The organism is Anoxybacillus sp. PDR2 (assembly GCF_009834045.1).
Classification (GTDB): domain Bacteria; phylum Bacillota; class Bacilli; order Bacillales; family Anoxybacillaceae; genus Anoxybacteroides; species Anoxybacteroides rupiense.
The window spans coordinates 3,736,299-3,748,880 of record NZ_CP047158.1 but is presented as its reverse complement, the minus strand read 5'-3'; the positions used below and the strand labels follow the sequence as shown (position 1 = coordinate 3,748,880).

Genomic DNA, 12,582 nt, shown 5'->3' with positions numbered 1-12,582 from the left:
TTGTTTTTTTTCTGTTATTAAACAAAAAGGGAGGAATTTTCTTGGAGCAGTTTATTGAACGGTTAAATCAGCTGATTTGGAGCCCTGCTCTTATTTATCTTTGCATCGCGGCAGGTTTATTCTACTCGGTGGCCACTCGTTTTTTGCAGTTGAGATACTTAAAGGATATGATAAAGCAAATGTTTGAAGGCCGCAGTTCAGAAGCCGGCATTTCTTCATTTCAGGCGCTGTCGCTTGCGTTATCTGGGCGCGTCGGTACCGGAAACATTGCAGGTGTCGCGACAGCCATTGCTTACGGCGGACCAGGTGCTGTTTTTTGGATGTGGCTAATTGCTTTTTTAGGTGCAGGTTCAGCCTTTGTGGAAGCTGCTTTGGCACAAGTATATAAAGTCAAGCAGGATGGGCAATTTCGCGGCGGGCCCGCCTATTACATTGAAAAAGGCTTAAAAATGAAATGGTATGCGGTCTTGTTTGCAGTTGTTACTGTTTTGGCTACAGGTGTGCTGTTGCCGGGAGTACAAGCGAATAGTATTGCCGCGGGAATGAAAAATGCGTTTGGAGTGAGTCCAATCATAACTGGTATTGGATTGGTGCTGATTTTAGCAACGATTATTTTTGGCGGAGTCAAACGCATTGCACGTGTTGCAGAGTTTGTCGTTCCATTTATGGCACTAGGCTATATTGTCGTTGCTTTGTTTATTGTTTTCTCGAATATGGCTCAGATTCCAAGTGTGCTTGCTTTAATTTTTCGAAGCGCTTTTGGCGCGGATGCCGTATTTGGCGGGATTTTCGGTTCTGCCGTTGCTTGGGGAGTGAAGCGAGGCATTTATTCCAATGAGGCAGGACAAGGTACAGCGCCGCATGCAGCAGCAGCGGCTGAAGTGTCGCATCCGGCCAAACAAGGATTGGTGCAAGCTTTTTCTGTATATATTGATACATGGTTTGTATGTTCTGCCACGGCATTTATGATTTTAATTACTGGGATGTATAATGTGACGCCAGAAGATGCGGCGCCGATTGTTCAAACGCTTGGCAATGTGGAGCCAGGTCCGATTTATACGCAAAAAGCGGTGGAAACCGTCTTCCCTAGCTTGGGTGCCCCATTTGTGGCGATTGCGCTTTTTTTCTTTGCCTTCACCACAATTATGGCTTACTATTATATGGCTGAGACGAATGTTACGTATATTATGAGGAAAATCAACATAAAGTGGCTGCCAATTGCATTAAAGGTGCTTATTTTGTTGATGGTTTTTTATGGAAGTGTTAAAACAGCGGAAATGGCGTGGGCGCTCGGCGATATCGGCGTTGGAAGTATGGCATGGCTCAATATTGTTGCGATTCTTCTTTTATCGAAGACAGCTTTACGAGTGTTTAAAGACTATGAGAATCAGAAAAAAGCTGGGAGGGACCCTGTATTTGATCCAGTCAAATTAGGAATTAAAGACGCGGAGTTTTGGGAAAAAGAGTATCAGTCCTCTGAAAAATCAGCATAAGAAAAGCTGTCCGATCGGACAGCTTTTCTTATGCAATCCAATAATAAGGCTTCTAGCATGGGCGATCCTTTACCTATAAGAGAGAAGTGAGCTCTTAGAAAAGCCGGGTAAAACAATGATGGAATGATATGAGAAAATCATCATGTTTATATACTAGAATCTTTTAATCCAGAGCCTCTTCGCTTATTTTCGTAAGCGGCTGTTGGGCAGGGCCTTCTACGACATCGCCGCAAACCGAAAATCGAGAGCCGTGGCAAGGACAGTCCCATGTGCGATCTCCGCTGTTCCATTCCAGTTCGCAACCCATATGTGTACATGTTGTATCAACGAGAAATAATGAACCGTTCTCATCTTTATACGCCCCTGCCCTCTTCCCGTTTACGAGCACGACAGATCCTTCTCCGTTAGCCAGATCTTGCGGCGTCCGAATGACAGGCTCTATTTTTCCCTCGATAAGGTGTTTTGCGACATCTAAATTTTGTGTAATAAAATGCTTGACGCTTGGATCAGCATAAAAGCGTGACGGTGTGTAAAGGTGATGATAGCGGTTTTCTCGCCCTGTAATGAGATCGGTCAGAAGCAAACCAGCGACCGTTCCATTGGTCATCCCCCATTTTCGGTATCCTGTCGCGACATAAATATTAGGGGTATGGGCTGTCATCGCGCCGATGTATGGAACTTTATCTAATGTCGTTAAGTCTTGGGCAGACCAGCGATAGGGAATCGACGTCACTGGAAACATATCTGAGGCGAAGGATTGAAGAGCCTCATAATGCTGAATGGTAGGGACTCCCTGCCCGGTTTTATGGTTTTCTCCACTCACTAAAAGCAATTTTTCTCCGTTGATTGTGGTGACATAGCGAATCGAACGTTTCGGCTCATCTGCGCTTAAATACATGCCGCCAGGGTAATCTCCCTCTATTTGTACACCGAGAACATAGGAGCGCTCCGCATACATTCGCGAAAAATAAAAGCCACCGTCATAAAAAGGAAAATGGGAACAAACAGCGAGATGCTGGCATGTAATTCGTTTGTTATTGCGTGTAATGACCGTTAATGTATTTCCTTTTTCGACATCTTTTGCAGGAGTCTGCTCATAAATGAGCCCGCCCGACTGTGTGATCTCTTCAATGAGATGCGTTAAATATTTTAAAGGGTGAAATTGTGCTTGCTGTTTCATGACAAGAGCAGCTTTGCTGGGAAGCGGCAGCGGAAGATCTTCCACCAATCCCCCTTTGATTCCAAGCTTTTCATATGCTTTACATTCGTTAATGAGCTTTTGAATAGAGGATGAGGAGTGAGTGTATATGTACGCATCCTCTTCTTTCCAGTCACAGTCAATGTTTTGCTCATGTATGATGGTTTGGATCCATCGCATAGCTTCTGTACAAGCTTCATAATAAAGCTGAGCTTTTTCGGTACCAAGGTGATGAATCAATTCATCGTAAATAAGATCGTGCTGGGCTGTAACTTTTGCGGTTGTATGTCCCGTTGTTCCATTTAGCAATTGGTCGGCCTCGATTAGAGCCACTTTGCTCCCTGCTTTTGTAAGCAAATAAGCAGTCGTAATGCCGGAAATACCGCCTCCGATAATGGCGACATCGACATGGATATCTTCATTTAACGAAGGGAATTCGGGAAGTTTGACAGATGAACGCCAATAAGGCTCAACAGATAATGGAAGAGACTGCACGATTTGTTACCTCCTTCAGTATTTTTGTCCATATACATAAATTTCCTTGAATTTTAAAAATTATCCCTGCCATTTTCTTTTTTTACCATTATCCGCAATACACAAGAAAGGTGATAAAATAAAAAGCATAGGATGCCGGTTTTATTTTTATAAAATAGCATAAGAGGGAGATTGGAAGTGAATAAATATACAAATAATCCGGATGGACATTCACTGGTTATGTCAGACAATTTAATTTTAGAACACTACGGATTGAATGAGTTGAACTTTGAATCAGTGAATCATTATCGCGAAAAATTTGCAGCTGTAAAGCCGCAGCACCCATGGAATGGACTTGAGACAAAAGAATTTTTATACAAAATTGGTGCATGGGGAAAGCTGAGAAACAGCAGTAAAGAAGGCGTCACGGTTGCCGGACTCATCATGTTCAGTGAAGAAAGAATTATTACAGAAGTATTGCCGCAATATTTTCTGGAATATCGCGAAAGCACGGGGGAAATGGAAGCGGCTAACTGGGAAAAACGATTTACTTCTCAAGACGGAACATGGTCTGGCAATGTATACGATTTTTATTTTAAAGTCATGAATCATATGGACAGTAGTCATTCATTTGTACAATCGGCGCTCCATGAAGCGGTTATCAATGCTTTAGTTCATGCTGATTACTCTGGAGAGGGAGGGATTGTCATTGAAAAAGAACGAAATATCGTTCGCCTCTCCAATCCCGGTTTGCTCCGTATTCCAGCTGACTCGGCGTTTTCAAGCGGCATGAGCAATTTACGCAACCCTAATTTATTTAAAATGTTTATTCTAATCGGCCTTTGTAAACGGGCAGGATCTGGATTAAAGCATATTCAATCGATATGGGATGCCCATCAATGGAAGCAGCCTGAATTTATTCAACAGAATCATCCAGAACGCACGGTTTTTACCATGATGTTTTTTCCAGTTGATATTGCGGCAACATATGAAACAGATCACCAAAAAACGATAGAACAGGAACAAGATGAAGGACTAGACGATTGGATCCATGCAGATATAGATAACTCCGTAAATAAAGTTGATAACTTAGTAAATAAGGACTTAAACTTACTAAATAACGACCATAACTCCATAAATAAATCTGGTTACTCTATAGATAAACGCGACTACTACGTAAATAAACCGGACAATTCTTTAAATAATGTGTCGAACTCCATAAATAAATCTTCGAACTCCGTAAATAAACGGTCAAACTCCGTAAATAAAATGGAGTATATGGATTCGGATATCCATCATGAGGAAATAGATGAACAGCTATGGAAAATAGCTGAACTGGCACGTAAGAAAAAAAGGCTTCATCCAAGCGTCATGGAGCAAATGATTTTACAGCTTTGTGCGCAACGGCCACTGATGTTAAAAGAATTAGCCTATTTATTAGAAAGAACATCTGATGGATTGCGTAATAATTACTTGGCTAAGCTGCTAGAGGAAGGGAAGATTCAATTAAAGTACCCAAATCAGCCAAACCATCCGAGACAAGCCTATATGACGAAACAGCACTCCCGTATAGATGAGATGTAACATCATCCGCCGAGAAATCTCCCACCTCTAACCGAAGTGGAGGTGGGAGAGGTTCATTCTTCTCATCTTTGGATCTTTATTGGAGGTTACTTTTCGTTTCATTACATGTGACCAAGAAGAAACTTTGTTACTTTTCTTTACAAACTCGCTTCGTTTGCTATTCAGCTGTATTATAATCGAAGAAGATCATCGAAATAGTAAAAAACGAGCCTTTCGCTTCCTTTCAGAAAGGTTCGTTTTTTATTTAGAGGTTAACGTGCTGGCACATTATAAATACAAGATGATTTTCACAGACATCGTTTGCTCAATCTTTCGCTGTGCTTATAAATAAAAAAGAAATCTAGTTGCTCCATGAGTGGAACCTCTCCATAATATTTCATTCTATGTTTATATTGTTGAAAATATTTAGTAAATTTTGTAAGAATAATATTTCGTGATTCGAAATATTGAGTAAAAAAGCCCTAGAAATGAGTATTAGATAGCATTATCCAAAGTATTTTGTGAAAAAAAGTTTTTTCTAGGAAAAAAATAAAGCTTGTTAATTTTGAAAATTCATATTATATTTTTCTTAAAATATAAAAAATTTTTAAAAGTCCAAAAAGGGGGATACGAATGGTCTTCAAGAAAACCTTCTCAATTTTAGCAACAGCGACACTAGCAGTCGGCTTGTTAGCGGGATGTTCTGGAGGGAACAAGGATCAAAACGCTAGCAATGGAGGAAGTGGAGGCAGCAGTGGAAGCAATGTCATTAAGATTGCGACGCAAACGCCGCTTTCCGGTGGAAGTGCGACATTGGGCGAGTCGATTAAATTGGGTGCCCAGCTGGCATTAGAAGAACAGCAAGCAAATTTTGAAAAGCTTGGATTTAAATTGGAGCTTGTTCCTTATGATGACCAAGGTGACCCGAAAAAAGGGGTAGCAAACGCTCAGCTTATTGGAGCCGATAAGCAAATTTTTGGTGTAGTAGGACATCTTAACTCAGGCGTAGCCATTCCTTCGTCAGAAATTTATGAAAAATACAGCATTCCGATGGTTTCCCCAGCAAACACAGCAACTGACGTGACAGACCGCGGCTTAAAAACAGTTAACCGCATTTGTGCCCGCGATGATTTCCAAGGACCTGCAGGAGCGAAATTCGCAATCGAAAAGCTTGGAGCGAAAAAAATCTTCATTATCCAAGACAAAACCGCATATGGTAGCGGCTTGGCAGAAGCATTTAAAAAGGGCGCTGAAGATCTAGGCGCTCAAGTGGTCGGCTTTGAAGGAATTACAGTCGGCGAAAAAGACTTTAACGGCGTGCTAAACCAAGTGCTAGCGAAAAAGCCGGACCTTGTATACTTTGGTGGCTTGTATACGGAAGGTGGCCAGTTGATTAAGCAAGCGCGCGATAAAGGGATTACGGTACCGATCATGGGCGGTGACGGTTTAGACTCATCGACGCTTGTGCAAATCGCTGGAGACGCAGTAAAAAATGTATATATGACATCTGCGGCTGGTCTTACGACAGCGACAGATGCTGGAAAGCAATTTGCCGAAAAGTATAAGCAAAAATTTGGAAAAGATATCGAATCTTATTCTGCTTATGGTTATGACTCCATGGGAGTATTGCTAAAAGGAATTGAAAATGCCATTAAAGAAAACGGAAACAAGCTTCCTTCTCGCCAGCAAGTGGCTGAGGGCGTTCGCAAAGTTCAAGAATATGAAGGAGTGGTTACAAAGGTAAGCTTTGATGAAAAAGGCGACAATAAATATGCGAAAATCTACATTTATAAATTTGACGAAGCAAAATATCCAGCTAAATTGGAGGATGAAGTAAGTAAGCAGTAATCATAGTTGGAAAAGGTGGGGAAGATCATTGCTCCTTTTCCTTCAATTTAAAGTTTAGAGTGTTACTGGGCGCCTAGCTTAGTTCATTGATGACAAACAAAGAACATTTGTTGTCTGTAGCCATAAAGCTAGGCGCCTTTCTGATGGAAAAGTAAAAGTAGCAAAAACAGGCAGGTGAACAGAATGATTGAACAAGTATTGCACACATTGCCTCAAGTGCTGATTGACGGTTTAGCACTGGGAGCTGTATATGCGATTGTTGCACTAGGATATACGATGGTTTATGGAATTTTAGAATTAATTAACTTTGCTCACGGCGAGATTTTTATGACAGGGGCGTTTGTAGGAACGGCGATTTTATTGACGTTTTCTGGATTGGGTTGGATTACCTCTATGCCAGCCATTATTACTTTAGTGTTGGTGTTAATCGTTACGTCGGTACTTACCGGTTTGCTTGGAATGGGTATTGAGAGGGTTGCTTATCGCCCGTTGCGTAATGCGCCGAAGCTTATTACATTAATCACGGCGATCGGCATTTCGTTTTTGCTTCAAGATCTTGTCCGTTTTATTACAGAATTGAAAAATGGCAACTATATTTTAACAGGACCAAATTTATTCAATAAGCAAATTGGAATTGAAGCCTCTTCAATCTTGTCCGTATTTAATGATGCATCGGTAAAATCCTCGTTTTTCATTGTATTAGGTGTCGCTATCGTGATGATGATCACATTGGACTTTTTCGTGAATAGAACCAAATGGGGAATGGCGATGCGCGCTGTTGCACAAGACCGGGAAACAGCGGCGTTGATGACGGTAAACGTGAATAAAGTCATCGCTCTTACATTTTTTATTGGCTCAGCATTAGGAGGAGCCACGGGAGTATTGTTTGCAGTTCAATACGGAACGATCGATCCGTACATTGGCTTTATTCTAGGGCTAAAGGCTTTTACGGCAGCGGTTTTAGGCGGTATTGGCAATATCCGCGGTGCGATGTTTGGCGGGATTCTCATCGGTTTGCTTGAGATGTTTGCCGCGGCGAATTTGCCGATCGTTTCCCACGGAGTTCTCGGCGCAGAATATAAGGATGTATTTGCTTTTGCTATTTTAATTATCGTATTAATTTTTAAGCCGGAAGGTTTATTCGGAAAAGTGACAGTAGAGAAAGTGTAGGTGATCGACATGAAAAATTGGCTGAGTACGATTCAAGCGAACAAGCGCCTTCAGGCAATCATGATCGGATTGTATATTGTTGTGACATTTCTGAGCTTATATTTGGCTCAAAAATCTGTTATCGCTTTTTTATTGCTCCTTGCTTCCTTATTATTATTGTATTTTACCACATTTTCCAATCGCATCAAATGGTTGGTGGCCGGCTTAGTGATGGTGGTACTGCTCCCCTTTGCCGCTAGCCAAGGGGAAGCGTATCAATCTTATATGGAAGTGGCAACGTTAGTCGGCATTTATATTGCGATGGCACTCGGATTGAATATTGTTGTAGGGATGGCAGGGCTTTTAGACTTAGGATTTGTCGCCTTTTTTGCCATCGGGGCCTACACATATGGCATTTTTGCCACATCTCAGGCAAATAATTTTATGCCGTTTGGACATTATCCTCTTTCTGGAGGGAGCTTTTGGGTATTTATTTTTATCGGATGTCTCGCTGCGGCGTTATTCGGAATATTGCTAGGGATTCCTGTTTTACGGGTTAAAGGAGACTATTTAGCGATTGTTACGTTAGGTTTTGGAGAGATTATCCGCATTATTTTCAATAACTTGGATAAGCCTGTGAATATTACGAATGGAGCCATGGGGCTCGCATCGGTTCAGCCGCCTAAATTATTCGGACTGGACTTTATGTATCCAAGCCAATTTTATTACATCGTATTAGTTATTTTACTGGTAGTTATTTTCGCCGTTCGCCGTTTGGAATACTCAAAAATCGGCCGTGCATGGAAAGCGGTGCGGGAAAATGAGATTGCCGCCCAATCGATGGGGATTCATCTTGTGCGGACGAAGCTGATGGCGTTTGCCGTCGGGGCATCGTTTTCCGGAATGATGGGGGTCGTATTTGCTGCCAAGCAAACGTTTGTTGACCCGACAAGTTTTACGCTGCTTGAATCCATTACGATTTTAGTCATGGTGATTTTAGGAGGAATGGGCAGTGTGCCAGGCGTCATCCTTGGTGCCGCTCTTGTGACGATTCTAAATCTCCAAGTGTTAACAGAGCTGACAAACTGGCTCAATCAGCTTAGCTTAAACGGTGTGATCAGTATTCCTGACGCTCTTTCGCCAGCGAAAATGCAACGGTTTATTTTCGGAGCTATTTTGATTTTATTTGCACTTTACCGCCCGCAGGGATTATTGCCGGCGAAAAATCCGGTATTTAAAAAAGAGGATTTAACAGACACATCAGGACATCCGCCAATGAATGCCGGCGTACAAAAGGAGGGGGCACAGCATGTCCATCTTGACAGTTAAAAATTTAACGAAGCAATTCGGCGGACTTGTCGCTAACAGCAACATCGACATGGACGTGGAAAAGGGTTCGATTACAGCTGTGATTGGTCCGAACGGTGCCGGAAAAACGACGTTTTTTAACATGGTGACAGGCGTTTACCAGCCGACAAGCGGTGATATCTTATTAAATGGCGAATCGATTGTAGGGTTAAAGCCGCACCAAGTCACGAGAAAAGGCATTGCTCGTACCTTTCAAAATATTCGGTTGTTTGGGGCGATCACTGTTTTAGAGAATGTGATGGTTGGTATGCATACGCATCTTCATGGCGGACTGTTCAGTACAATTTTTAATTTACCTCATGTAAGAAAAGAAGAGAAGGAAGCAAGAAAAGAGGCTTATCGCTTACTAGAATATGTCGGGCTCGAATCACTATTTAATGAAGAAGCGCAAAATCTGCCATACGGAGCGCAGCGTAAGCTAGAAATCGCCCGCGCATTGGCGACGCAACCGAAAGTGCTGCTGCTGGATGAGCCGGCGGCCGGGATGAACCCGAAGGAGACGAGTGAGCTAACAAAGCTTATTTATAATATGAGAGAAGAGCTTGATTTAACGATTATTTTGATTGAACACGACATGAAGCTTGTCATGGAAATTTCCGAGCATATTGTGGTGTTGGATCATGGGGAAAAAATTGCCGAAGGTACACCTGATGAAATACGTAACAATCAAAAAGTCATCGAAGCTTATTTAGGAAAAGGCGCGGCTGCAACAGCTTCATAAAGGGAGGACCTCGCAGATGAGTTTATTACGTTTAGAGAATATTAATACGTTTTATGGCGGTATTCACGCTTTAAAAGGAGTTACGCTTGAGGTGAATGAAGGGGAAATCGTTACGCTGATCGGCAGCAATGGTGCCGGAAAATCGACGACGCTGAAGACGATCAGCGGGCAAGTCAAACCGAAAAGCGGCACGATTTTGTACAATGGAAAGGATATTACGAATACGCCTCCGCATGTCACAGCTTTTGATGGAATTGCCCATGTGCCGGAAGGACGACGCATTTTCCCGCGTTTAACGGTAAAGGAAAATTTAGAAATGGGGGCATTTTCTGTAAAGGATCGAAAAGTCATTGAGGAGCGTATGGAACGCGTGTTTCACTACTTTCCTAAAATTAAAGAGCGGCTTCATCAAAAAGGCGGCACGATGAGTGGTGGAGAGCAGCAAATGCTAGCCATCGGCAGAGCGCTGATGATGCAGCCAAAGCTCTTAATGCTAGATGAGCCATCGATGGGACTTGCGCCGATTATCGTTGAACAAATTTTTGAAATTATCCATGAGCTCAACGAAGAAGGGATGACAATTTTGCTTGTCGAGCAAAACGCGTTCCAAGCGTTGCAAATTGCTCACCGTGGTTATGTGATTCAGACAGGGGAAATCGTCATGACCGGACCTGGACAAGAACTGCTTGTCAATGAGCAGGTGCGCGAGGCTTATTTAGCGTAGACGGAAAGGGCTCTATATAAAGAGCCCTTTTTCATTTGCTGGATACCTTGAAATTTTGTACAATGAAATTCGTTCTTAGAAATTTTGATAGGAACGAAGGTGAAGCCGATGAACGATCAAGAAGCAAAGGCGTTCATTGAACAATTAAAGCAAGAGGGTTTATTAACAGAAGAAAACCAACCTATTTGGGAAATGATTGTACCTGAGCGATTAAAGCGAATGTATGATGTGTTAAATAAGAGAACTCGCCATATTACGATATTAACGGAAGCGGTAGATGATCCGCATAATCAAGCGGCTGTGCTACGTTCGGCGGAGGCTTTTGGACTACAGGATATATATGTGGTCACAGGACAAGCGCCGTTTCAGCCGAATCCTTTTGTGACAAGAAATGCGGATAAATGGCTGACGGTTCACCAGAAATCGGATATCTCCACTGCTATTCGAGAGTTACAATCTGCCGGATATCAGGTACTCGCGAGCTATTTAAGGGAAGGAACCATTGCGCTTCATGAGATGGATGTGTCGCGTCCCACGGCGCTTCTGTTTGGCAACGAGCATCGCGGTGTATCAGAGGAAGCGCTTCATTTAGCTGATGGAACGTTTATGATTCCGATGCATGGCTTTGTACAAAGCTTTAACATATCAGTAGCAGCTGCTTTGACGCTCTATGACGTGACACAACGGGCGCGGAAGCAGGCGGGGGAAGCGTATTATTTAACGCTTTCTGAGAGAAAAGAACTATATGAAAAATGGATGTGGCAAACCCTTCATCCGCGTACAAGAAAAATGATGAAAATGCGCCTGGGAAAATAAAGCTGATCCTTCCAAAAGGATCAGCTTTATTTTGAATTTGGGGGTTTTTCATATTTTATCCACACAAATGAATATTTCATGAACAGTTTTTGAACACATTGTGACAAATATTTTTCTGATTTATGAACTTTTTTCATAATTAGTTTCAAACATTTTTACTTTTGATATGTTAGAAACGGATTAAAACAATTTCTACGTAACAGTGTTATCTTGTTTGTGAAGGGGGAAGCAAAGCGATGAAGCAGAAGATATGGAAATGGGCTTCGTTGCTTCCGTTATCTTTAGTGCTGTTATTAAGCGGTTGCAGCGAAAATATGCTAGTCATGCGGCCAAAAGGGCCAGTAGCCAAAACGCAATACGATTTAATCCTTTGGTCGATTGGATTTATGCTGCTCATTATTGTCGTCGTATTCGTATTATTTACCGTTGTACTGATTCGCTATCGGGAAAAACCGGGGATGGAAAATTATGAGCCAGAAGAAGAAGGAAACACATTGCTGGAAATCGTCTGGACAGCCATTCCTATTCTTATTGTTACAGCATTGGCCATTCCGACTGTAAAGGCTACCTTTGCTTTGGAAAAGCCAACGAAGGAAAAAGTAGAGCCTATAACGATCCATGTAACAGCAGCGAACTGGAAATGGATTTTTAGCTATCCGGATCAAAATATTGAAACGGTAAACTATGTCAATATTCCTGTAGACGTTCCCGTCAAGTTTAAATTAACGTCCGTTGGCCCGATGAACTCTTTTTGGGTTCCGCAATTAGGTGGACAAAAATATGCAATGGACGGTATGGAAACAGAATTGTTCCTAGAAGCAGATGAACCAGGCTCATACATGGGACGGAGTGCGAACTTCTCAGGAGAAGGCTTTACTCATATGGAGTTTGAAGTAGTGGCCCAAACGCAAAAAGAGTTTAATAAATGGGTCAAAGAGGCACAAAGCACAGCTCCTAAATTGAGTGAAACGAAATATGAAACCATTTTAAAACCAGGGCTCGTTGGCAGAATGACATTCTCCAACACACATCTTGAATGGATCGACCATTCCAAACAGAACAGCCATCATGCGGGAGAGGCCGACGAACAAGCAAGATTGTGCAATCCGCTTGAGGGCAACGGGATAGTAGTAGAGTAGGTTTCGAAGAACATGAAGATAGGGAGCTGTTGTTTGGCGTGCGAGAGATGGTTGGTCAATAGAATGAGGATGTGAGCGATCAACAGCTC

General features: G+C 42.3%; 10 protein-coding genes. 9 read left to right on the top strand and 1 reads right to left on the bottom strand.

The window, feature by feature from the left end:
- Window positions 1–41 precede the first annotated feature (41 nt).
- On the top strand, window positions 42–1,493 hold the full coding sequence (locus tag GRQ40_RS18040; protein WP_066150763.1) for an alanine/glycine:cation symporter family protein: 1,452 nt from the start codon (window positions 42–44) through the stop codon (window positions 1,491–1,493).
- Window positions 1,494–1,656: 163 nt separating this feature from the next.
- On the opposite strand, the gene GRQ40_RS18035 is transcribed toward GRQ40_RS18040, so the two are convergent.
- Complete coding sequence (locus GRQ40_RS18035) at window positions 1,657–3,186, bottom strand: FAD-dependent oxidoreductase (protein WP_066150760.1); 1,530 nt, start codon at window positions 3,184–3,186, stop codon at window positions 1,657–1,659.
- A 177-nt stretch (window positions 3,187–3,363) separates the two neighbouring features.
- Between GRQ40_RS18035 and GRQ40_RS18030 the strand changes: the two genes are divergently transcribed.
- From GRQ40_RS18030 to qoxA, 8 genes are all read left to right on the top strand, one after another.
- Window positions 3,364–4,749 (top strand): ATP-binding protein, encoded by a 1,386-nt coding sequence (locus GRQ40_RS18030; RefSeq protein ID WP_159720665.1) that lies wholly within the window; start codon window positions 3,364–3,366, stop codon window positions 4,747–4,749.
- Between the two features lie 612 nt (window positions 4,750–5,361).
- Window positions 5,362–6,576 (top strand): branched-chain amino acid ABC transporter substrate-binding protein, encoded by a 1,215-nt coding sequence (locus GRQ40_RS18025; protein WP_066150753.1) that lies wholly within the window; start codon window positions 5,362–5,364, stop codon window positions 6,574–6,576.
- Window positions 6,577–6,759: 183 nt separating this feature from the next.
- On the top strand, window positions 6,760–7,746 hold the full coding sequence (locus GRQ40_RS18020; RefSeq protein WP_044745180.1) for a branched-chain amino acid ABC transporter permease: 987 nt from the start codon (window positions 6,760–6,762) through the stop codon (window positions 7,744–7,746).
- Window positions 7,747–7,755: 9 nt separating this feature from the next.
- A complete protein-coding gene (locus tag GRQ40_RS18015) occupies window positions 7,756–9,054 on the top strand; it encodes a branched-chain amino acid ABC transporter permease (protein WP_066150750.1) in 1,299 nt (432 codons plus the stop codon).
- A complete protein-coding gene (locus GRQ40_RS18010; protein ID WP_066150748.1) occupies window positions 9,035–9,814 on the top strand; it encodes an ABC transporter ATP-binding protein in 780 nt (259 codons plus the stop codon). The genes GRQ40_RS18015 and GRQ40_RS18010 overlap by 20 nt, the downstream gene beginning before the upstream one ends.
- 16 nt (window positions 9,815–9,830) lie before the next feature.
- Window positions 9,831–10,538 carry an ABC transporter ATP-binding protein gene (locus GRQ40_RS18005; protein ID WP_066150745.1) on the top strand — a complete coding sequence of 236 codons (708 nt, stop codon included), beginning with the start codon at window positions 9,831–9,833 and terminating at the stop codon, window positions 10,536–10,538.
- A gap of 108 nt (window positions 10,539–10,646) precedes the next feature.
- A complete protein-coding gene (locus tag GRQ40_RS18000; RefSeq protein WP_066150742.1) occupies window positions 10,647–11,354 on the top strand; it encodes a TrmH family RNA methyltransferase in 708 nt (235 codons plus the stop codon).
- 236 nt (window positions 11,355–11,590) lie between these two features.
- Window positions 11,591–12,493 carry a cytochrome aa3 quinol oxidase subunit II gene (qoxA, locus tag GRQ40_RS17995; RefSeq protein WP_080862688.1) on the top strand — a complete coding sequence of 301 codons (903 nt, stop codon included), beginning with the start codon at window positions 11,591–11,593 and terminating at the stop codon, window positions 12,491–12,493.
- Window positions 12,494–12,582: the final 89 nt, after the last annotated feature.